Annotated in this window: 25 protein-coding genes and 1 pseudogene; 12 read left to right on the top strand and 14 right to left on the bottom strand. The window is 66.2% G+C overall.

All coding sequences use genetic code 11. From position 1 onward, the window contains the following. Positions 1–10 precede the first annotated feature (10 nt). Together QQL87_RS07475 and QQL87_RS07470 are read left to right on the top strand one after the other, a co-directional pair. The gene (locus QQL87_RS07475) at positions 11–424 is read left to right on the top strand and encodes a nuclear transport factor 2 family protein (protein ID WP_284417743.1); all 414 of its coding nucleotides are present in this window, start codon (positions 11–13) and stop codon (positions 422–424) included. Then, a complete protein-coding gene (locus QQL87_RS07470; RefSeq protein WP_284417741.1) occupies positions 421–1,809 on the top strand; it encodes an NAD(P)/FAD-dependent oxidoreductase in 1,389 nt (462 codons plus the stop codon). The genes QQL87_RS07475 and QQL87_RS07470 overlap by 4 nt, the downstream gene beginning before the upstream one ends. Positions 1,810–2,301: 492 nt before the next feature. Here QQL87_RS07470 and QQL87_RS07465 read toward each other — a convergent pair whose 3' ends face one another. From QQL87_RS07465 to QQL87_RS07445, 5 genes are all read right to left on the bottom strand, one after another. Then, positions 2,302–2,511, bottom strand: a complete 210-nt coding sequence (locus tag QQL87_RS07465) for a hypothetical protein (protein ID WP_284417740.1) — start codon at positions 2,509–2,511, stop codon at positions 2,302–2,304. Between the two features lie 179 nt (positions 2,512–2,690). Beyond that, complete coding sequence (gene ccoG, locus QQL87_RS07460; protein WP_284417739.1) at positions 2,691–4,136, bottom strand: cytochrome c oxidase accessory protein CcoG; 1,446 nt, start codon at positions 4,134–4,136, stop codon at positions 2,691–2,693. Between the two features lie 43 nt (positions 4,137–4,179). Further along, positions 4,180–4,383 (bottom strand): YgaP family membrane protein, encoded by a 204-nt coding sequence (locus QQL87_RS07455; RefSeq protein WP_284417738.1) that lies wholly within the window; start codon positions 4,381–4,383, stop codon positions 4,180–4,182. Between the two features lie 52 nt (positions 4,384–4,435). Then, a complete protein-coding gene (gene trxC, locus QQL87_RS07450; RefSeq protein ID WP_284417737.1) occupies positions 4,436–4,876 on the bottom strand; it encodes a thioredoxin TrxC in 441 nt (146 codons plus the stop codon). Next, positions 4,873–6,159, bottom strand: coding sequence for an NAD(P)/FAD-dependent oxidoreductase (locus tag QQL87_RS07445; protein ID WP_284417736.1), 1,287 nt, complete (start codon positions 6,157–6,159; stop codon positions 4,873–4,875). The genes trxC and QQL87_RS07445 overlap by 4 nt, the downstream gene beginning before the upstream one ends. Positions 6,160–6,256: 97 nt before the next feature. On the opposite strand from QQL87_RS07445, the gene QQL87_RS07440 reads away from it, so the two are divergent. From QQL87_RS07440 to QQL87_RS07425, 4 genes are all read left to right on the top strand, one after another. Then, positions 6,257–6,586, top strand: coding sequence for an ArsR/SmtB family transcription factor (locus QQL87_RS07440; RefSeq protein WP_284417735.1), 330 nt, complete (start codon positions 6,257–6,259; stop codon positions 6,584–6,586). A gap of 118 nt (positions 6,587–6,704) precedes the next feature. Continuing rightward, entirely contained in the window at positions 6,705–7,694 is a 990-nt protein-coding gene (locus QQL87_RS07435; RefSeq protein ID WP_284417734.1) for an efflux RND transporter periplasmic adaptor subunit, read from the top strand. Beyond that, positions 7,691–10,927, top strand: a complete 3,237-nt coding sequence (locus QQL87_RS07430) for an efflux RND transporter permease subunit (protein ID WP_284417733.1) — start codon at positions 7,691–7,693, stop codon at positions 10,925–10,927. The genes QQL87_RS07435 and QQL87_RS07430 overlap by 4 nt, the downstream gene beginning before the upstream one ends. Positions 10,928–10,936: 9 nt before the next feature. Further along, a complete protein-coding gene (locus QQL87_RS07425; protein ID WP_284417732.1) occupies positions 10,937–11,290 on the top strand; it encodes a carboxymuconolactone decarboxylase family protein in 354 nt (117 codons plus the stop codon). Positions 11,291–11,298: 8 nt separating this feature from the next. On the opposite strand, the pseudogene QQL87_RS07420 reads toward QQL87_RS07425, so the two are convergent. Next, positions 11,299–11,472: pseudogene (locus tag QQL87_RS07420) on the bottom strand (M20 family metallopeptidase); the annotation flags it as partial. Positions 11,473–11,502: 30 nt separating this feature from the next. Here QQL87_RS07420 and QQL87_RS07415 point away from each other — a divergent pair. The 4 genes from QQL87_RS07415 (at position 11,503) to QQL87_RS07400 (ending at position 13,889) form a co-directional block, all read left to right on the top strand. Further along, positions 11,503–12,168, top strand: coding sequence for a Crp/Fnr family transcriptional regulator (locus QQL87_RS07415; RefSeq protein WP_284417731.1), 666 nt, complete (start codon positions 11,503–11,505; stop codon positions 12,166–12,168). 90 nt (positions 12,169–12,258) lie between these two features. Further along, positions 12,259–12,462: a YgaP family membrane protein gene (locus tag QQL87_RS07410; RefSeq protein ID WP_284417730.1), complete on the top strand. Its 204-nt coding sequence runs from the start codon at positions 12,259–12,261 to the stop codon at positions 12,460–12,462. A gap of 69 nt (positions 12,463–12,531) precedes the next feature. Beyond that, complete coding sequence (locus QQL87_RS07405) at positions 12,532–13,419, top strand: MBL fold metallo-hydrolase (RefSeq protein ID WP_284417729.1); 888 nt, start codon at positions 12,532–12,534, stop codon at positions 13,417–13,419. A gap of 92 nt (positions 13,420–13,511) precedes the next feature. Then, a complete protein-coding gene (locus tag QQL87_RS07400; RefSeq protein ID WP_284417728.1) occupies positions 13,512–13,889 on the top strand; it encodes a hypothetical protein in 378 nt (125 codons plus the stop codon). Between the two features lie 51 nt (positions 13,890–13,940). Here QQL87_RS07400 and QQL87_RS07395 read toward each other — a convergent pair whose 3' ends face one another. Next, positions 13,941–14,063, bottom strand: coding sequence for a hypothetical protein (locus QQL87_RS07395; protein ID WP_284417727.1), 123 nt, complete (start codon positions 14,061–14,063; stop codon positions 13,941–13,943). Here QQL87_RS07395 and QQL87_RS07390 point away from each other — a divergent pair. Both QQL87_RS07390 and QQL87_RS07385 read left to right on the top strand, forming a co-directional pair. Then, positions 14,056–16,158: a protein-disulfide reductase DsbD family protein gene (locus tag QQL87_RS07390; RefSeq protein ID WP_284417726.1), complete on the top strand. Its 2,103-nt coding sequence runs from the start codon at positions 14,056–14,058 to the stop codon at positions 16,156–16,158. The genes QQL87_RS07395 and QQL87_RS07390 overlap by 8 nt on opposite strands. After that, positions 16,158–16,793 carry a DsbA family protein gene (locus QQL87_RS07385; RefSeq protein ID WP_284417882.1) on the top strand — a complete coding sequence of 212 codons (636 nt, stop codon included), beginning with the start codon at positions 16,158–16,160 and terminating at the stop codon, positions 16,791–16,793. Before QQL87_RS07390 ends, QQL87_RS07385 begins: the two co-directional genes overlap by 1 nt. A gap of 55 nt (positions 16,794–16,848) precedes the next feature. Here the strand turns inward: QQL87_RS07385 and QQL87_RS07380 are convergent, their stop codons facing one another. The 7 genes from QQL87_RS07380 to QQL87_RS07350 all read right to left on the bottom strand — a co-directional run bounded on the left by QQL87_RS07380 (position 16,849) and on the right by QQL87_RS07350 (position 21,414). Next, a complete protein-coding gene (locus QQL87_RS07380; RefSeq protein WP_284417725.1) occupies positions 16,849–17,190 on the bottom strand; it encodes a rhodanese-like domain-containing protein in 342 nt (113 codons plus the stop codon). Positions 17,191–17,238: 48 nt separating this feature from the next. Beyond that, on the bottom strand, positions 17,239–17,796 hold the full coding sequence (locus tag QQL87_RS07375) for a YeeE/YedE thiosulfate transporter family protein (RefSeq protein WP_035655228.1): 558 nt from the start codon (positions 17,794–17,796) through the stop codon (positions 17,239–17,241). 14 nt (positions 17,797–17,810) lie between these two features. Beyond that, positions 17,811–18,353, bottom strand: coding sequence for a YeeE/YedE thiosulfate transporter family protein (locus QQL87_RS07370; protein ID WP_284417881.1), 543 nt, complete (start codon positions 18,351–18,353; stop codon positions 17,811–17,813). Between the two features lie 94 nt (positions 18,354–18,447). Further along, positions 18,448–19,548 carry a YeeE/YedE family protein gene (locus QQL87_RS07365; RefSeq protein WP_284417724.1) on the bottom strand — a complete coding sequence of 367 codons (1,101 nt, stop codon included), beginning with the start codon at positions 19,546–19,548 and terminating at the stop codon, positions 18,448–18,450. Between the two features lie 68 nt (positions 19,549–19,616). Beyond that, the gene (locus QQL87_RS07360; RefSeq protein ID WP_284417722.1) at positions 19,617–20,039 is read right to left on the bottom strand and encodes a DsrE family protein; all 423 of its coding nucleotides are present in this window, start codon (positions 20,037–20,039) and stop codon (positions 19,617–19,619) included. Between the two features lie 26 nt (positions 20,040–20,065). After that, on the bottom strand, positions 20,066–20,968 hold the full coding sequence (locus QQL87_RS07355; RefSeq protein WP_284417721.1) for an alpha/beta hydrolase: 903 nt from the start codon (positions 20,966–20,968) through the stop codon (positions 20,066–20,068). An 11-nt stretch (positions 20,969–20,979) separates the two neighbouring features. Then, positions 20,980–21,414 (bottom strand): DsrE family protein, encoded by a 435-nt coding sequence (locus QQL87_RS07350; protein WP_284417720.1) that lies wholly within the window; start codon positions 21,412–21,414, stop codon positions 20,980–20,982. Between the last annotated feature and the right edge of the window lie 3 nt (positions 21,415–21,417).

Here is a 21,417-nt window from a genome sequence, read left to right as displayed (position 1 = left end):
AGGACATGACATGGCCGATCTCGAAACCGTCCGCAGCGAACTGCTCGTTACGCTGTTCGCCGCCTTCAACCGTCACGATGGCGCAGGCGTCATGGCCTGCATGACCGATGACATCGTGTTCGACGCGGCCGCAGGCCCCGACAGCTGCGGCCGCCGCATCAGCGGCGCGGCCGATGTGCGCGCCGCATTCGAGGCGACCTGGGGCGGCATGCCCGACGTCAGCTGGGAGTGCACGCGCCATGCGGTGTTCGGCGACCGGGCCCTGTCCGAATGGATCTTCCGCGCAACGGCGCCGGATGGCCGCCGCATCGAGGTACAAGGCTGCGACCTGTTCAGCTTCCGCGGCGACAAGATCTGCACCAAGAGCGCCTTCCGCAAGGACCGGCCGCCGCAGCCGGCCGCGAGCGGGAGTGCCACGCGATGAACATGCATGCCTTGCCGACGGCCGCGTATGACCCGCACTACGACCCGCTGGTCGCTGATGGTCCCGGTCGCAACCGCGACTACGCTCCGACCTACTGGATCGCGACCGCCGGCACGCCGCCGGAGAGCGACGGTCCGATCACGACGGACACGACGGCGGACGTCGCCATCATCGGCTCGGGCTATACCGGTCTTGCCTGCGCTATCTTCCTGGCGCGCGAGCACGGCATCAAGGCGATCGTGCTCGAGGCCAATCGCGTGGCCTGGGGCTGCAGCACGCGCAATGGCGGCCAGGCCCAGAATGCCTCGGGCCGCCTGACGCGCTCGCAATGGATCAAGCGCTGGGGACTCGACGTCGCCAAGCGCATGCATGCCGAGATCTCCGAGGGCTTCGAGGCGTTCGAGGAACTGGTGCGATCGAGCCCTGTCGATGTCGAGCCGCAGCGCGGCGGTCATCTCTACATTGCTCACCGCCAGCGCAATCTCGACAAGATCGCGGCGGAATCCCAGGTGCTCAACGATGTGTTCGGCTATGCCTCGCGCGTCATCTCGCGAGAGGAACTGGCGAGCGACTTCGTCAACGAGGCCGAGGCCGTCGGCGCGGTGCACGAGCCGCTTGGAACCGGCGTGCATCCGGCCAAGCTTGCCTTTGGCTATCTGCAGATGGCGCGCGCTCTCGGCGTACGGGTTCATACCGCGAGCCCCGTGACGCGCATCGAACAACGCAACGGCAAATTCGTGCTGCATACGCCGGGCGGCGCCGTCAGCGTGAACGGCGTCGGCATCGCCACCGGAGCCTATACCTCGCTCGGCCTCACGCCGGAATTGTCCGGCCGCTGCATGCCGATCCTGTCGAACTCCCTGGTCACGCGCCCGCTCACGGCGGCTGAACTTGCGGCGACCGGCTTCAAGACGCGGCAGGTCATCACGGACACGCGCACCTTGCGCTTCTACTACCGGCTGCTGCCGGACGACCGGGTCCAGATCGGCAGCCGAAGCGCCATCACCGGCGCCGACGCCACGCATGACCGGCACCTCCAGCTTTTGATCGATGGCCTCCATCGCAAATTCCCTGCCCTCACGGGCATCGAGATCGATTACTCGTGGTGGGGCTGGGTCGATGTCAGCCATGACATGATGCCGCGCATCGTGCGTCCCGATCCCCAAGCAAAGCTGGTCTATGCGCTCGGCTATGGCGGCAACGGCGTGTCCTACTCAGCACAGGCAGGCCGCCGCATGGCGCAAATGCTCGCCGGCCAATCCTTCAAGGGACAGGACCTGCCGATCTTCACCTCGCCGCTGCCGACGCACCCCTTCGCGCCGTTCCGCCGCATCGGCCAGCGCCTGCTCTATCGCTGGTATCACCTGCGCGACGAGGCGAGTTGAGCGTCTCCCATTTTGGCCAAGATCCTACGGGCGAACGACGTGCACCACGCTAGTCGGCTGGTGTCCCCTACGCGTTGCTCGAAATCAATAACTGCGAACGAAGCCGAGCCCGGCGCCTTATGTCCGCCAGAATGATAGCCGGCACAGGCGCCCAGCGCGCTGGCGCCAAGTCCGGGGGGCATGATGATCCCCCTGAGCGACGGTAGCCATAACGGCCCGTACACCGAGGAGAACGCGCCGAAAGCGTGAAAACCATCGCGCGGGGAACGCCTGGTGTTCTTGGCTGAATCTGTGGCGACTGCCGCCTGCTATTCTTGTTGCAGGCGGGCCAAGGGTGCGGCCAGCGCCCGGCATTCGCCGCGCCCTCTTCCTTGAAGGGCGGACCAGACTGAAGAGCCTCGGACGCATCTGCGCCGCGTGAGTGCTCCACGATGTCTGGCTTCCGGCCCCCGACCGACCCGCTGTTTGATCTCCAGTCCGGCTGCGCACCCGTCAGGCGGTGCGGTCCCGACCACTACGGCCGATCTTCGCCGCGACGAGATAGGACAGCGGCATTGCCACCACGAAGCCGACCAGGGCCGCCAGCGGCAGATCCTTCGTCGGGCTCGCCACCAGCCCCTGCACCGTCAGCAACGCCGTGACCGCGCTGCCCGCCAGCACCGTGCCCAGCATGACCCAGATGAGAACTGCGACCTTGAACATGTTTCATTCTCCGTCAGTAGGAAGCATCGATCCGCTTGACGTCGAAATGCTCTGCCTGAGCTCCTCACGCATCATTGATCTGGAACAACCGGGCCTGACAAAAAGAGGGAGGAGCGTCGGCTCCTCCCTCGTTACTCATCAGTTGCGACCGCGCAGCAAGTGGCCGAGCCGATGCGGGCTCAACGGCTCCCCGGCACGAAGTGATCGTGCTTGCTCACCGACGCACCGGTCGCAGGATCGGTGATCCGGATCTCGATATCGACCGGCGCGGGCGGAAGATCCGGTCCCTTCGCCTCGATCGACATGCGGATCTCCCGCGTCTGGTCCTGGCCGACATCAATCATCATGCGGCCATCCTGCTCACGCACCTCGCCGGCCACCGTCACCTTGGCGTTCGGCAGGCCGACGACGTCGAGCACGAAGTCGCGCGCGCCGCGCTTGTTGAGCAGGCGCACCGTGTAGTCGTTGCGCACGCCGCCGTCCGACAGCTGCACGAACAGCGGGTTTCGCTCATGCAGGATATTGATACCCATGGTGCCCCGGGTTGCCAGCGTGTAGAGCATGATGCCGCCGACGATGGCGATGAAGCTCGCATAGATGATGGTGCGCGGCCGGATGATCCGGTAGATCTCCGACTTGCCCTCGCGACGCCTCGCCAAGTTGATGTCGGTGTCGTAGCCGATCAGTCCGGTGGGCCGGCCGATCTGGGTCATCACGCTGTCGCACGCGTCGATGCACAGGCTGCACTGAATGCAGCCGAGCTGGATGCCGTTGCGGATATCGACGCCGGTCGGACAGACGTTGACGCATTGATGGCAGTCGACGCAGTCGCCGGCCGGCGCGCCCTGCAGCCGCGCGGCGTCGGCCTTCTTGACCGACATCCGCGGCTCGCCACGGTCGCCCTTGTAGGTGACGTTGAGCGCCCATTCGTCAGTCAGTGCCGCCTGGATGCGCGGCCACGGGCACATGTAGATGCAGACCTGCTCGCGGGCGTGGCCGGCGAACACATAGGTCGTCGCGGTCAGGATGCCGATCCACAGATAGGCCGTGAACGGCGCCTGGAAGGTGGCGAGGTCCTTCACCAGGGTCGGCGCATCGTCGAAATACAGCACCCAGGCGCCGCCGGTCCACCAGCCGATCATGATCCAGAGGAAGTGCTTGAGCGCGACCTGACGGATATGCGTGAACGTCCAGCCGCGCTTGTCGCTGAGCATGCGCTCGCGGCGGTCACCCTCGACCCAGCGCTCGACGGCGTAGAACAGATCGGTCCACACCGTCTGCGGGCAGAGATAGCCGCACCAGAGCCGGCCCGCGACCGCGTTCATGAGGAACAGCGTCACCGCCGCGATGATCAGCAGGCCGGTGAAGTAGTAGACCTCCTGCGGCCACAGCTCGATGAAGAAGAAGTAGAAGCGGCGGTGCGGGAAATCGACCAGCACCGCTTGACTGGGCATCCCAGGCCCGCGATCCCAGCGCACGAACGGCAGCAGATAGTAGACGCCGAGCGTGATGCACAGGATCATCCATTTGATGCGGCGGAAGCGGCCATGCACGGCTGCCGGATAGACCTTGTCGCGCGCCTTGTACAGCGGCCCGACAATATAGGTTTCGCCCTGGTCAGCCATGATGCCCTCGCTTCATCGTCATCTCGCCCCACCGCACCCCGGCTCAGGAGAACGCGTTGCCGCTGCGCAGTCCCAGCTTCTTGAACACCATCGCCGCCGGGCAGAAGCCGGTGAACGACGCCTGGATCATGTTGAGTCCGGCGAAGGCCGTCAGCAGAAACCAGTACGGACTGACGTACAAGCCGAGCGCGAGGCTGAGCAGGACGACGAAGCCTGCGAAGGTGAGAACCGCTTTGTCGACGTTCATGGCATGGTCCCTCATCGTTGCATTTGAGCGTAATCAAGCCGGCGCAGCGGCGTCATTGCCGCAGGCCGGACATCGTCCAGGCGACGATCCGTTGCGAGTCCATCGCACCCGAGATCCGCTGGAGCTCCCGGCCCTGCTGCAGCAGCAGCAGGGTCGGAATTCCTGAGATGCCGAACCTCGCCGAGACCTCCGGGGCCTCGTCGGAGTTCAGCTTCAAGAGCTGCACGCGCGGCTCGAGCTCTTGCGCCGCGCGCGCGAACATCGGCGCCATTGCCCGGCACGGACCGCACCAGGGCGCCCAGACGTCGACCAGGAGCGGCAGGTCGCTGTGCGCCACATGCCGTTCGAACGCGGCCTGGTCGACCTCGATCGGATGGCCGGAAAACAGCGGCGCATGGCATTTGCCGCATTTGCCCTGGCCCGGCGCGCGGCCCGCCGGCAGGCGGTTGATCTGCCCGCAATGGCCGCACACCAGCTGAAAGGTCTCGCTCATGTGCCCGTCCTGACGTCCTTGATCTTGGCGATGTTGAGCCGGTCGAGCAGGAACTTCTCGTAGAACGGCTCGGGCGTGCCACGCCGCATCTTGCGCAGGAAATACTTCTCGAACGCGACCTTGGCGTAATGCACCCACTCCCCCTTCGACGACCAGTTGACGTTGCGCGGCGGGATCTGCGGCTGCGCCAGGAAGGCGACGCCGGAATCGCCGAAATCGGCAAGGCAGATCGCATTCCAGGTCGGCTGCGACTTCGGCTCCTGGCCGCGCAGCAGCGCACCGATGTTCAGGGCGGTGGCGGTGACCATCGACTCGATCATGAAGCCGGTCTTGGGCACGCCGACCGGCACCGGCGTCGGCCCGATCGGCGGGATCGCGACGCAGACGCCGATCGCGAAGACGTTGGGATAGGCCGGATTGCGCTGATGCTTGTCTACGACGACGAAGCCACGCGGATTGGTCAGCTTGTCGATGCCTCTCACGGCGCCGACGCCGCGGAACGCCGGCAGCATCATCGAATAGGCAAACGGCAGCTCATGCGTCTTGCGGACGGAGCCGTCGTCCGCCACTTCCTCCACGAACATCCGCCCGTCCTCGACCTTGGCAACGCGCGCGCTCGTGATCCACTTGACGTGCTTCTCGCGCATTTCGCTTTCGAGCAGCCCCTTGGTGTCGCCGACGCCGTCGAGGCCGAGATGGCCGATATAGGGCTCCGACGTCACGAAGGTCATCGGCACCTGGTCGCGCACCTTGCGGCGGCGCAGCTCGGTCTCAAGTATGAAAAGGAATTCGTAGGCCGGCCCGAAGCAGGATGCCCCCTGCACTGCGCCGACGATGACCGGCCCGGGCTTGTCAGCCAGCTTGTCGAAGGCAGCCTTGGCATGCGCGGCATGGTCGACATGACAGACCGACTGAGTATGGCCGTCGGGTCCGAGCCCGGGAATCTCGTCGAACGCGAGCTCCGGGCCGGTGGCGACGACGAGATAATCGTAAGCAACCATGGTGCCGTCGGTGAGCTCGACCTGGCTGTCGTCCGGATGTACCCGCTTGGCGCCCTGGGTCAGCAGGCGGATGCCCTTGCGCTGCATGACGTCGACGAGATCGATCTCGATGTCGTCGCGCTTGCGCCAGCCCACGGCAACCCACGGATTGGACGGCACGAAGTGGTATGAGGATCCCTGCGAGATGACGGTCACGCGATCCTCCTTTCGCATCTGGGGCAACAATTCATAGGCCATCAGGGAGCCGCTCAGCCCCGCTCCGATCACGACAACGTCCGCCATTGGGTCCTCCACAACCTTGCTTCGTTCTTGTTTCGCTCGGCCGCGACTTTCCGGGCCGGCCTTGACTATATATTCGTATATCCGTATATTCGCAACTATGAAATTCGATGCTGACATCATGGAAGTGGCGGCCGACCAGGCCAGCGACCTGCTGAAGGCGCTGTCGAACCGACACCGGCTCCTGATCATCTGCCAGCTGGTCGACGGCGAACGGTCGGTCGGCGAGTTGGCGACATTACTTGGGCTGCGTGACTCGACCGTCTCGCAGCACCTCGCACTGCTGCGCAAGGACGGCCTGGTCACCGCCCGGCGCGACGGGCAGACGATCTACTATTCGATCACCAGCGAGCCGGCCCGCGAGGTCCTGAAGACGCTCTATCAGGTCTATTGCGCGACGCCGCCGCCAAAACCCGTACCTACCCTATGACCATTCGCGGCCCACGACTTGAGCAGCGTCAAGTGGGAACCCGCACTCCGATGGGATGTCTGGACCGCCCGTTCGGCTCGACCACCCGATTTGATTCAAAACAGACAGGATGAGGCCAATGCGCAGATTATCGCTCCTGAGCTTGATCGCCGCGCTGAGCTGGCAGATGGGACCGGCCCGCGCCGAGACGCTCACCGTGACCCCGCGCCAGGTCGCCGACGAGAAGGCGGTGTTCGCGACCGTAGAAAGCATCAGCGTCGTTCCGGCCCGCGGCCGCATCGGCGGCACGGTCGCCCAGCTCTCCGTCCGCGAGGGCGACCCGGTCAAGCGCGGCCAGCCGATCGCCCTGATCGGCGACGACAAGCTGGCGCTGCAGGTCAAATCGCTCGACGCCCAGATCGAGGCGCTGCAGGCGCAGGCCAACCAGGCGCAGATCGACTTCACCCGCACCGAGGGTCTGGTCGAGCGCGGCACCCTGCCGCGCGTCAAGCTCGACGAGACGCGCACCGCGCTCAACGTCGCCGAGAACGGGCTGCGGGCCAAGACCGCCGAGCGCGCTGTGGTCAACCAGCAGATGAGCGAAGGCCAGGTGCTGGCGCCGGATGACGGCCGCGTGCTGAAGAAGCTCGTGACGGTCGGTTCTGTGGTCCTGCCCGGCGATCCCGTGGTCACGGTGGCGCAGCAGAACTTCAAGCTGCGGCTGCGCGTCCCCGAACGCCACGCGCTGTTCCTCAAGGCCGGCGACAAGATTCGCCTGGATGGCGCCGCGTTCGGCGAGAGCGGCGACAAATGGGGCGTGATCGACCTCGTCTATCCGCAGATCGAGGAGGGCCGCGTCGTCGCCGACGCGATCGTCCCTGGGCTCGGCCAGTATTTCGTCGGCGACCGCCTGAGGGTGTGGATATCAGGCGGCCGGCGCGATGCATATGTCATCCCCGCCCGCTACGTCACCACCCGCTTCGGCATCGACTACGTCCAGCTGCAGCAGGGATCGCAGAAGGTGAGCGTTCCGGTTCAGCGCGGCCGCGCGCTGCCGAGCGCCGATCTTCCCGACGGACTTGAAATCCTGTCCGGCCTGCGCGCCGGCGACCAGTTGGTGCAGCCGTGAAACTTGGACTCTCGGGCAAGCTGACCCAGGCGACGATCGCCTCGCCGCTGACGCCGCTGTTCCTGCTGGCGTCGCTCGTCGTCGGCCTGATCGCCGTGGTCGTGATCCCGCGCGAGGAAGAGCCGCAGATCAGCGTTCCCATGGTCGACATCCGCGTCAACGCCGACGGCCTGCGCGCGCCCGATGGCGTCGAGCTCGTCACCAAGCCGCTCGAGACCATCGTCAAGGCGATCGACGGCGTCGAGCACGTCTACAGCCAGACCGAGGATGACCGGGTCATGGTCACCGCGCGATTCCTGGTCGGCACCAAGTTCGAGGACGCGATCCTGCGCGTCCACGACAAGATCCGCGCCAATCTCGATCGTATCCCTGTCGGCATTCCCGAGCCGTTGATCGTCGGGCGTGGGATCAACGACGTCGCCGTCACCGTGCTGACCCTGTCGCCGAAGCCGGAAGCCGCCGAGCGCTGGTCGGACAAGGACATCTACGAGCTGGCCGACAAACTCCGCGCCGAGCTGACCAAGGTGGACAATATCGGCCTGACCTACATTGCCGGCGGCGGCGCCCAGCAGATCCGCGTCGAGCCCAACCCGGAAAAGCTGTCGCTGTTCGGCGTGACCCTGCAGCAGCTCGTCGCCAAGGTGAAGGATGCCAACCGCTCGTTTCTGGCTGGCGACGTGCGCGACGGCGGCATCATCCGCAACGTCGCCGCCGGTCAGACGCTGACGGGCATTCCCGACATCGGCCTGCTCTTGATCTCGACCCGCGACGGCCGCCCCGTCTATGTGCGTGACGTCGCGACCGTCGTCATCGGCCCCAATCTCGCCGAGCACCGCGTCTGGGACGACGCGCGCAACGACAAGGGCGCCTGGCACCGCGTGCCGGCGGTGAGTCTAGCGCTCGCCAAGCGCGCCGGCGCCAATGCCGTCGTCGTGTCTCACGACATCGCGCAGCGCCTCGAAGGCCTCAAAGCCAGCCTGATTCCGAGCGGCGTCTCAGTCACGGTGACGCGCGACTATGGCGAGACCGCCAACGAGAAGGCCAATGAGCTGCTGTTCCATCTCGGGCTCGCCACGATCTCGATCGTCGTGCTGATCGCGATCGCGATCGGCTGGCGCGAGGCGCTCGTGACCCTCGTTGTCATCCCGACCACGATCCTGCTTACGATGTTTGCCGCCAACCTGATGGGCTACACCATAAACCGCGTCAGCCTGTTTGCTCTCATCTTCTCGATCGGCATCCTGGTCGACGACGCCATTGTCGTGGTCGAGAACATCGCCCGTCACTGGGGCATGGGTGACGGCCGGCCGCGTCTGCAGGCCACCATCGAGGCAGTGGCCGAGGTCGGCAATCCCACTGTCGTGGCGACCCTGACTGTCGTCGCTGCCCTGCTCCCGATGCTGTTCGTGTCGGGCCTGATGGGCCCCTATATGGCGCCGATCCCGGCCAATGCGTCGGCCGCGATGCTGTTCTCCTTTTTCGTCGCCATGGTCGTGGCGCCCTGGCTGATGCTGCGGCTCGCGCCGCAACAGACCGCGGCTGCGGCCGACGCGCATCAAGATGCCAGCCACGATGCCCATGGCGAAGGGCGGCTCGGCCGCATCTATCGCAGTGTCGCCCGTCCGATCGTTGCCAGCAAGCGCTCCGCCTGGATCTTCCTGCTCGGCGTCGGCATCGCAACCCTGCTGTCGATGACCCTGTTCGCGACCAAGTCCGTCACCGTCAAGCTGCTGCCGTTCGATAACAAGTCGGAGATCGCCGTGATGGTCGATCTGCCCGAGGGCGCGAGCCTGGAGGATACCGAGCGGACACTGTTCGCTGCCGCCGACATCGCGCATCAGCTTCCTGAGATCACGAATGTGCAGAGCTATGCCGGCACCGCTGCGCCGTTCAACTTCAATGGTCTGGTCCGGCACTATTACCTGCGCGAACGCCCGGAGCTCGGCGAGCTCCAGGTCAATCTTGCGGCGCGCGGCGACCGCAAGCGCGCGAGCCACGACATCGCGCTCGATCTGCGGCAGCGGCTGAAGGCGGTCGCGGTGCCCCCGGGCACCAGCATCAAGGTGGTCGAGGTGCCGCCTGGCCCGCCGGTGCTGGCAACGCTGCTCGCCGAGGTCTATGGCCCGGATGCCGCGACAAGGCGCGCCGTCACCAACGAATTGAAGAAGGTGTTCGCCGACGTGCCCTTCATCGTGGACATCGACGACTCGATCGGCCAGCGCCGGCCGCGGCTGCGGCTGTCGATCGACCAGGACAGTCTGGAGTTCTTCGGCGTCGAGCAGCGCGACGTCTACGACACCATCCAGACGCTGTTCGGCGGCGTCTCGGTCGGCTACTCGCATCGCGGCGAGGACCGCAACCCGATCGAGATCGCGGTCCAGTTGCCGAAGCGGACCAAGAGCTGGAGCCAGGCCCTGGCCTCGACGCCGGTGCCGGCCAACACCGTGCCCGGCAGCAAGACCGTGGTCGAGCTCGGCCAGGTTGTGAAGGCCACGATGGAAGAAGGATCGCCGATGATCTTCCGCCGCGACGGCCGCTTCGCCGACATGGTGATGGCCGAGCTCGCCGGCCGCTTCGAGGCCCCGCTCTACGGCATGCTCGCGGTCGCCGATCGCATCGACGCCCATGACTGGGGCAAGCTGCCGAAGCCGGTGATCGGCTTCCATGGCCAGCCCAAGGACGAATCGCATCCCACCTTGCTGTGGGACGGCGAATGGGAGATCACCTATGTGACCTTCCGCGACATGGGCGCGGCGTTCGGTGCGGCGATCCTCGGCATCTACGTGCTGGTCGTGGCACAGTTTAAGAGTTTCAAATTGCCACTGGTGATCCTGACGCCAATCCCGCTGACCTTGATCGGCATCCTGCTCGGTCACTGGCTGCTGGGCGCGCCGTTCACGGCGACGTCGATGATCGGCTTCATCGCACTCGCCGGCATCATCGTCCGCAACTCGATCCTGCTGGTCGACTTCATCCGGCATAGCGGCGGCGAAGGCAAGACGCTGCGCGACGTGGTGCTGGAGGCCGGTGCCGTCCGCTTCAAGCCGATCCTGCTGACGGCGCTGGCGGCGATGATCGGCGCGGCGACAATCCTGCTCGATCCGATCTTCCAGGGCTTGGCGATCTCGCTGCTGTTCGGCCTGGCGTCGTCCACCCTGCTCACCGTGCTCGTCATCCCCGCGATCTACATCGCGCTGCGCGATCCGGGTAAACCCACCCAGAAACTGCCTTAGGAGGCCATCATGGACAAGAACTACCCCGAGCTCTGCAAAGATATTTCCGGCAACCTCCGCACGCTGCGCAAGGATATCCCGGAGGTCATGCACGGGTTCTCGGCGCTGGCGCAAGCCGCGAGCCGTGACGGTGCGCTCGACAAGAAGACCAAGGAGCTGATCGCGCTGGCGATCGGCGTAGCCGTCCGCTGTGACGGCTGCATCGGCTTCCACGCCGACGCGCTGGTGCGTCTCGGCGCCACGCGCCAGGAAGTCGAGGAAACGCTCGGCATGGCGATCTACATGGGCGGCGGGCCGTCGCTGATGTATGCGGCGGACGCGATCGGCGCCTTCGAGCAGTTCCAGCAGCAGGCGGCCACCTGAGGCGAGCATCACCCGCAGATGTCGAGAATCGCCAGCATGTAGATGCGGATCATGTCGAGATAGTCGGGAATGTCGACGCGCCCATCCGGCATCGTGTACCGGCCGCTCGGCCCGCAGACGATGCCCTCCATGCCGCCTGACTCATAGAGATGGCCGGCGTCGGTCCCATAGCAGATCGGACTGCAGTCGATCTGGAACGGTCGGATTTGGTGATGTCATCGAAGCATTGGACGGACACGTTCCCGCCGCTGCAGAAGTTGCCGCAGGAGATCTTCGCGCAGCTGCGTCAAGCCACCCTGATCGTGGAGCTTCCTGAAGGCAGCCGCATTTTCGGTCCTGGTCAGGCTCCGGAATCCTTCCTGCTGCTGCTGACGGGAACTATTCGCGTTCAGCAGACGTCGGAGTCCGGACGCGAGATCGTGCTATACCGCGTCCAGGCCGGTGAGAGCTGCGCCCTGACCACCGCCTGCCTGATGGGCTACGAGGAATACCAGGCCGAGGGCATCGCCGAGACGCCGATCCGTGCTGTGGCGATCCCGCGTGCGCTGTTCGACCAGCTGATCGCCACCTCGCGCGAATTCCGCCAGTTCGTCTTCACGGCGTTCAGCCGCCGGATCACCAACCTTTTTCGCGTCATCGAGGAGGTGGCGTTCGAACGGATCGACGTGCGGCTGGCGCAGAAGCTGCTGGAGCTTGCAGGCGCAAAGCAGCAGGTTGTCGCCACCCACCAGGATCTTGCCAACGAGCTCGGCAGCGCCCGCGAGGTGATCACCCGCCAGCTCACCGAATTCGCCAGGCGCGGCTGGTTGCGCGTGGCTCGCGGAATCGTCGAGATCACCGACAGGCCGGCGCTCGCGCGGCTGGTCCAGCGTAGCTAGAACGCCCACGGTCTCGGTGACTTAGTTACAGACCCTCGCCGCCCTACCGCTCTACGTTTGCTCCATCGCAACGCCACAGGGGAGCGTCCCATGACACAGAATGTTGGCAAGATCGACCGGCTGCTCAGGATCGTCGTCGGACTGGCGGTTCTCAGTCTCATGTTCGTCGGCCCGCAGACGATGTGGGGCTTGCTTGGTCTGATCCCGCTCGGCACCGCGCTGGTCGGCTGGTGTCCGCCCTACGCCTTGCTCGGCATCAACACCTGCGGAACGAAGTCGAGTCCGACGTCTTAGATCCGGCAGAATGACAGAGGGGCACGGGGCGGCGATGCCGCCCCGGAGCTTCATCGTGGAGCAGCAGCCATGTCCTACCCGATCGATCTCCGCATACGGCCCAAGGTGGCCGGCTTCTTCGATCCGGACACCAGCACGATCAGCTATGTGGTGAAGGATCCGTCATCGCCGGCCTGTGCGATCATCGATCCCGTCCTCGACATCGACTATGCGGCCGGCCGCCTCGGCACCCGCTCCGCGGACACGCTGATCGACTACATCAGGATGAACGGTCTGCGGCCGGAATGGCTGATCGAGACGCATGCCCATGCCGATCATCTCTCGGCCGCGCCCTACATCCAGGACAGGCTCGGCGGCAAGATCGGCATCGGCGAGCACATCCTCGCCGTGCAGGAGACATTCGGCAAGGTCTTCAACGAAGGCACCGAGTTTCGCCGCGACGGCAGCCAGTTCGACCGGCTGTTCAAGGACGGCGACACCTATCAGGTCGGGCAGATGGCCGCCTTCGTGATGCACACGCCCGGCCACACGCCGGCTTGCGCGACGCATATGATGGGCGATGCGGCGTTCGTCGGCGACACGCTGTTCATGCCCGACGGCGGCACGGCGCGGGCCGACTTTCCCGGCGGCAATGCGCGGACGCTGTTTCGATCGATCCGCCGGATCCTCGAAACACTGCCGCGCGAGACCCGGCTGTTCATGTGCCATGACTACGGACCTGATGGACGTGAGGTGCGGTGGGAGACGACGGTCGGCGACGAACGGCTCCACAACATTCACGCCCGCGATGGCATGACGGAGGATGCGTTCGTCACCCTGCGCGAGGCCCGCGACAAGACGCTGGGCATGCCGCGGCTGATCATTCCCGCGCTGCAGGTGAACATCCGCGCCGGACATCTTCCTCCCGCCGACGAAAGCGGAAAGACCTTTCTCAAGGTGCCGATCAACGCGCTGTGACCTCGGTTGCGCGGCCGCGGCGTCACGAAGATGTCAGTTGCCAACCACGAGCGGTCCGCGCGACCTGTCTGTGCTGGAGAAGCGAGCCGAAGATGAGGCGATTTGGTTTCAAGGTGCCCGTGCTGACCCGCCGCCTCGTGGCGGCGCTGCTCGCGGTCGCCATGAGCCTGATTCCGCTGCTCGGCACGCTCGAAGCTGCAACGGCGACAACGGCCGCCGGCGTCCATGCGCAGCAATGGTCGTCGACCACGACACCTGCGCCGAAGCCGTGCCGGAAGGCCGTGCTCCCCGGCACCATCAACCTCTGTCCCTTCTCCGCGGCGAGCCTCACCGCTCTCCCGGCAGATGACGGCGCAACGGCGCAGCCGCTAGCCGCCTCCCGGACGCTGTCGTGGCATCCCCGGCATGACGCGCTGACGACGCAATGCCACGCATCATCGCCCTACCGTCCTCCCTGTCGCCGCTCCTGATCATCGTTTCGCGCGCGGCGTAACGCTGCGGCCCGAGCGAGCGAATATCCATCATCGATCGCGCATCGAACGGATCGCGTAGCGCAGCCGCGTCTTCGGGCCGCCTTGCGTCGAACCGCGCGGCACGACCGCTTGAGACATGCGCTGACCGCGCAGGGAGATCATCATGTCCATCCGCCATCCTGGCTGGCTCGGCCTGCTGCTGGGCGCGCTTCTCTTTGCGACGACGGGTGCGCGCGCCGGCGCGTCGCGGCCTCAACCGAACCTCGAAACGCGCCTGGTGGTCGGCGACGTCGCACGCGCCGACAGCGGTGTGACGACGGCCTGGGCGGGCCTCGACGTCAGGCTCGACGCCGGCTGGCATACATATTGGCGCTCCGCGGGCGACGCCGGCGCGCCACCGGAGTTCGACTGGACCGGGTCCACCAATGTCGCTGATGTCACGGTCGAATGGCCGGCGCCACGCCGCTTCAGCGAGCAGGACATCGACACCTTCGGCTATGAGGAGCACGTCCTGTTTCCGTTGCGGGTGCGCTTTCGGGATCAAGCTGCGCCCGCGCATCTCAAGCTGAAGGCAGTCCTGTTCGTCTGCTCGATCATCTGCACCCAGCAGGAGACGCGGCTCGAGGCCGACATCCCGGCGACGTCGCATCAGCCGAACGATCAGGCGCTGATCGAGGAATGGCGGCAGAGCGTGCCGCGCGAGACCGCGCCCGGCCTCTCTGTCACCGCGCTACGCATCGAGCGCCAGCCCAAACCGCAGCTGCGTCTCGAGGCCCGGGCCACGCCGCCGCTGCGCGCGCCCGACGTCTTCGTCGATGGCAATGAGGCGGTGTCCAGTGGTCGTGCTCAAGTCAGCAACAGCTCAGATGGCGCCGTCACGATCCATGTGCCGTTGCGAGGCCTCGATCAGGCCGCCGCTGGACAAATATTGCGGGTCACGCTGATCGATGGCGACCGAGCGATCGAAGCCACGCTGCCCGTGGACGCTGATGCGGTCGCCGCCAAGTCGGCAACGGCAAGGCCGCATGCCGCTGCGGCATCGATCTGGAGCGTCCTCGGCGTGGCGCTGCTCGGCGGCTTCATCCTCAACTTCATGCCCTGCGTGTTTCCGGTGCTGTCGCTGAAGCTCGTCTCCTTGGTCGATCACGACCCGGCCCGCGCGCCGTCACGGCGTCCGGCCTTCCTGGCGACGGCCGCCGGGATTATCGCGTCATTCGTGACTCTCGCCCTCGTCCTCTCCGGCCTCAAGGCCGCGGGCGCGGAAGTCGGCTGGGGGCTGCAGTTTCAGCAGCCGGCTTTCCTCATCGCGATGATCGCCGTGCTCGCCGCCTTCGGCGCCAACCTGCTCGGCCTGTTCGAGATCCACCTGCCCTGGTGGATCGCCGGCCGCCTCGGCGGCGCCACCGGCCGCAACACGATGGCGGGGCACGCCATCAACGGCTTCGTCATGACGCTGCTGGCGACACCCTGCTCGGCACCGTTCGTCGGCACCGCCGTCGCGTTCGCGCTGTCACAGGCTGCGCCGCAGATCCTGCTGGTGTTCACCGCCCTCGGGCTGGGCATGGCCGCCCCCTATCTGGGCCTCGCGGCGGCCCCGCGCTTGGCCGCGCTGTTTCCTCGGCCGGGGCGCTGGATGCTGACGCTGCGCGCCGTTGCAGCGCTCGCGATGATCGCAACGGCATCGTGGCTGCTGCGCGTGCTCGCGGACATCAGCGGCGTTGCGACCGCGGCCGTGCTCGCCGCCGTCTTGCTGGTGCCCGCGCTGATCCTGACGATGCTGCGCTTTCCGTTGCGGCGAACGTTCGCTGGCGCGGGCGTCATCGTCGCGATCGGGCTGATGCTGACCGCTGCCACCGTGATCAGTCCGCCGGACAGCCCGGGACAATCGGGCGAAATCGCCTGGCGGCCGCTGGTGCCGGCAGACATCGCGGCCCAGGTCCGCGCCGGACATACCGTGTTCGTCGACATTGGCGCCAGCTGGTGCGTGACCTGCAAGGTCAATGAGAAGCTCGTGATCGACAGCACCGCCGTGCGCAGCCGTCTCACCTCCGATGTCGTTGCCGTCAGGGCGGACTGGACCTCACACGACGATGCGATCGCGGCCTACCTGCAATCCTTCGGCCGCTACGGCCTGCCCTTCAACGTCGTGTTCGGCCCTGGCGCCCCCGCCGGCATCGTCCTGCCCGAATTGCTCACACCGCAGATCGTGCTCGACGCGATCGACACCGCATCGACCATCTCACAAAAGGAGACCCACAAGACATGATGACCAGGAAAACCTTTGCCGCATCGCTCGCGACGCTGCTGCTGCTCACCGCTGCCGTGCTGCCGCTCCAGGCCCGCGCCGAGGATGACGACGGCGACATTCTGAGCGAGGCGCGCATTCTGCGCGATCCCGCCATTCCCGTCCTCGGCAACGCCGATGGCGACATCACGATCGTCGAGTATTTCGACTATCAATGTCCGTATTGCCGCAAGATCAGCCCGGAGCTCGCCAAGGTGGTGCGCGACGATGGCCACGTCCGTCTGATCTTCAAGGACTGGCCAATCTTCGGCGGCCCGTCGATCTACGCGGCACGCATGACGCTGGCGGCGAAGTACCAGGACAAGTTCGCCGAAGCCCACGAGGCGCTGATCTCGCTCAAGGAAAAGCTCTCCGAGGCAAACGCCGACGCAGCGCTCTCTGCCGCCGGGATCGACCTCGCGCGCGCCAAGGCCGATCTGGCCGCCAAAGGCAGCGAGATCGATGCCATCCTCGCCCGCAACCACGAGCAGGCCATGGGCCTCGGCTTCCAGGGCACCCCGGCCTTCATCATCGGCCGCTTCCGCGTGCCCGGAGCGCCCAACGCCCAGGCCTTCAAGCAGGCCATCGCCGACGCGCGGAAAGCTGCGCGGAAGTGACGACCGTCATCAAAAGCTTCGATGGCGGGTATGTTCAGCCGATCTTACCGGTCGCCTAAGCGACCGGGCCGCCCTGCGCGCGCCAGCGGCTCATGCCGCCGGCGTAGTGGCAGATGTCCTGCCGACCCGCCGCCAGCGCTCGCCGCAACGCCGTGGCCGAGCGGCCGCCGGCCTGGCAGATCAGGATCACCGGCTTGTCGCGCACGAGGCTGTCCGGATCGAAACGCGAGAGCGGATGATTGATGGCGCCCGGGATATGGCCGCCCTTGAACTCGTGGGGCTCGCGGACGTCGACGATGACACAGCTGCGCTGTTGATGCGCCTTGACCAGCTCGTCGTGCTCGATGGCCGGCACGCTGGTCGATCCCGTCAGCTTGTTGAACAATCCTGCCAGCATTGGGTGAACCTCTCGACTGTTGATGATGGGCGGATCGGGCGAAGCGGCCTAACCTTGCGCGCGCCTCGCCTTGGCCTCCGAAGCCTCGACCCAGAAGAAGAACGCGCCGGCGCCGATCGCGAGCGCGGCGAACCAGACACCATCCGGCACGCCGGTGATATCGGGCAGCCGGACCTTGCCGAGCGCCCAGACATTGAGAATGTGAGCCTTCACCCAGTCGAAGCTCAACGCATAGAGGATGGCGCCGACGATCATGCCGAAGGCTCCGACCGCCGCGTGGACGCTGCCACTGGCGATGGCGCCGAGCGCCGTGCCCGGGCAGTAGCCGTAGACCACCATGCCGATGCCGAACAACGCCGCGCCGAGCGCGACGGCAAGCATGTTGGCGTCCTTGACGTAGTATTTGGTGTTGCCGGTGTCGACCAGCAGCAGCACGCCGATGCCGCCGACTACGATCGCCGTGCCCATCACCTTCAAGACGGTGAAGTCACGCAGCCGGAACTGGTTCTCGATCACATTGCAGCTCGTGACCTTGCCCTGCTGCAGCAGATAGCCGAACACGGCGCCCATCAGGATCGGGCCAGCGATGCTCATCAATGACGTCATGACCTCTCTCCCTCTCAGGCTTTGCGGAACATGAGCCGCGACACGACCAGGCCGGTCGCAAACATCACCGCCAGGAATAGCCAGCTCGACAGCGCCAATTGCAGCCCGCCGGATATGCCGTGCCCGCTTGTGCAGCCACCGGCCAGCCGCGCGCCATACATGATGACGATGCCGCCGAGAAAGGCGGCGACAAATCGCTTGAGCACCGACGGACCGAAGCGCTCCTTCCAGACCTCCGGCACCAGCTCGAGGCGCCACGTTCCCAAGATGATCGCCGACAGGAACGCGCCGAGCGGAATGCCGACCAGGAACCAGACGCCATAGTCCCATTTCAGCGGCATCGACCTCCAATAGCTGTTGGCGGCGACGACGTCGGATCCGACCACAGGCGCGGCAAACAGCGAGGCGACGCGGGAAAACGCCGTCGTCACGCCGAGCGGATCGCCAAACCCCGCAAAGGCCACCCAGCTGAGGATGCCGATGCCGGCACCGACCAGATAAGGCGACCAATCGATCCGTCTGGACTTCCTCGCATCTCCGACTACGACGTCGGTCATGATCGTCATGACGCCTGTCCTCCCTGCTGGCGCGCGGCGCACGCCGCACTGATGTCGCGCATTATATCCGTATATTCGCACTTGTGAATATAAATTATGGTCGCGTCGTCGCGCCCGACAGCGTCTCGCGCAGCGCCTGTTTGGCACCGAACAGCCAGCGGTCGACGATGAAATCCGTCACGGCCGCGCCCAGCCACATGCCGCCGAGCACGATCCAGGCCGTCAGCGCGAACACCGAGGCTCCGGTCACACCGGCCCCGACGGCGCAGCCTCCGGCCAGCATCGCGCCGAACCCCATGAGGACGGCACCGATCAGATAGCGACGCATGCCGCGCCCATCGGAGAAGCCTTCTAGATTGAGCTCGCGGGCCAGCGCGGCGGCGACGAACGAGCCGAGGAAGACGCCCGGGATGATACCGAGGTCAAAGCCGGGCTTCAGCTGCTGGCTGGCCAGCACCTGCATCAGGAGTTCGGCCGAAGGGCCGCTAAAGGTCAGGCTCTTCAGCGGCACCGGCGCGAACGAGGCTTGGCCGAGCTGATAGGTCAGTAGCCAGCCGGCGGCGACTGCCGCGCCCGCGGCCACGGCCGAGCGCAGGACCTTCGCGCCGACCTGAAACTTCGACACCGCCGCGAGCCCTGCCACGAACCACAGCATGCCGAAGCCGAGTTTCTCGGCCGTGCCGCCGCCGAACAGGCTCATGATGTCGCGCGACGGCCCGCCATCGACGAGCCAGAGATTGGTGAGCCACTCCCGCGCCGGCGCGAGCAGGCCACGATAGGCCGACTGCGCCGTCACCGCGAAGATCAGGCCCGAGAGCAGCGCCCGCAGATTGCCGTTGGCCGAGAGCACCAGGAGCCGGCTGGCACAGCCACGCGCCAGTATCATGCCGCAACCGAACATGGTGCCGCCGATCATTGCGCCGGAGATACTTCCCTGCTGCGCCAGCTGGCGCGCTTCGGACACATTGAGGAGGCCCATCGCCACGAGCGCCTGGGTGCCGAGCAGCGCAGAGGCGAAGGTGAGGAGCCACACCGCCAGACGCGGCCCGCCCTGCCCGCGCGCGAACTCGACCGTCGCCGCCCGCAGGCAGAAGCGGCTGCGCTGGGCGAAGAAGCCGAACGCGCCGCCGACCGCGAGCCCGCACAGCAGCGACACCAAATCCTCACCCAGTCGGTCGATCAATGCGGTGAGCACAGGCGCTCTCGTGGTTCACGTCTGCCGCTAAACCCGCCGGGCGGCTCCGGCACGTACCCATGCACTCGCTACGGGCGCAAATAGGCATATCCGCTCTGCTGCAGCTCGGTGAGGCGCACCACCCCGCCCTTCTCGGCCACCGCGAAGCCGGGCAAGAGGTCGTCGAGCTTCACGCCTTGCGCCTTCATGGTGTTGGCGCAGGCATCAAAACCCACGCCGGCTTTCATCAGCCGCTCCACCAGCGCCGCAATGGTCTGGTCGGCCGAGATCGCGTGAAAGGCCCGCAAGCCCGGACCGTGGATCACCAGCCGGATGTCGGCGCGACCGGGCCCGCCGGTACCGTCGACATGGTTCTGGATGTTGCCAAGCACGAACAGCGCGCGATCCTGGTCCGCCAAATGGTAGGCGACGCGCTGGCGCGGAGACTCCGTCGCGGCCCGAGCGATACTGACACCCAACATTCCGAACAGGCTGGCAAGCCCGGCTTGCATCAAGGATCGTCGTTCCATGGTCACTCCTAACGCGCGGCTGCAATGAATCCTGCGATGCGATCAGCGGCATCCTCGGCGGCGAGATCACGAAAGAAGTGATCGGCTTCATCGATCGTCTCCAGCCGGACACGGCTGCCGGCGCGAGCGGCCAGCGGCGCGAACGAGGCCGCCACATCCGGAACGGTCTTGTCTTGCGCGGCGGCAAGCACCAGGATCGGTAGGCCGACGTCCTCGATCAGCGCCGCCGTGTCCTGGCGTCGGTCAGCGCGATAGAACGCGGCGAAGGCGCGCGCGGTCACCTTGGCATCGCGGCAGTAGATGAAACCCGGCACCGACATCCAGTCGCCGCCGCGTCCAGCTGATACAGCGCCTTCGGCCTTTTCGAGCAGCGGCGCCAAGGGCTGGCCATAGCTCTCCGCATAGGCCGCCCTCAGGCCGGTCTCGATACCCGCCGTGGCCGGCGCCAGCAGGATCGCGCCTTCGATCGCGGCCTTGGGGTTGGCGACCAGATAGCGAGCGAGCTGATTGGCGCCGCGTGAGTGGCCGAGCACGAAGATGCGCGACGAGGTCTTGCGCGCCTCGGCGAGCCATGCGGCGATCTCTTCGACGGCATCATCCGGCGCGTAATCATGCGGCTTGGCGCAGTCGTACATGCCAGTGCGGCGATCGAGCCCGAGCACGAGGTTGTGCGCCAGCGAGGCGATGCCGCGCTCGGCCAGCGCCTTCGACAGGCCCTGGATGGTCTCCATGTCCTTGTGCGCGAGCGTGCCGTGCGTCATCAGCACCAACGGGACATCCGGCCCCGACTGCGCCGGCAGCCGGAGCGTGGCGAGCGCCGTACGGCCGCCGATCACGAGCTCGCGCGGCTCCTCCGCCGCGAACGCGACCGAGGCAACGAGACAGAGGACGAGAGCGAGCCACCAGCGCATCGCAAATTCCTTCAGGGACGTACGATCGTCCAGTTCTTCTCCGACAGCTCAAGCAGAGTCGCGACCCCGGTCTTGACGACGGTGACGCCAGCGAGCAGCGGCGGCTGCCGGCCCTCCTTGCTGGCGAGCGTCTCCAAGGTGTTGCCGCAGGCAATGAAGCTGACATTGGGCATCGACTTGGCGAAGCCGAGCACCCGCTCCTTCACCGGCGAGCGGTCGGCCAGCAGCATGTCGAGCCCGCCATTGAACGCCACCACCACGATCTCCACCTCGTCGCCCCCGCCCGAATAGTGCCGGGACACGTTGGCGGCGACGTCGAGCACCGCACGCATCTTGGCCGGATCGTCGTCGCTGATCTGCAGCGCAAGCCGGTGCGGCTCGGCTGCGGCGGCAATGGAAACGGCCCCGCTTATCGCAAGGGTGACGGATGCGGCCGCCAGCAACATTTG

Source organism: Bradyrhizobium sp. SSBR45G, assembly GCF_030159255.1.
Lineage (GTDB): Bacteria > Pseudomonadota > Alphaproteobacteria > Rhizobiales > Xanthobacteraceae > Bradyrhizobium.
This window is presented reverse-complemented; position numbering and strand designations above follow the sequence as displayed.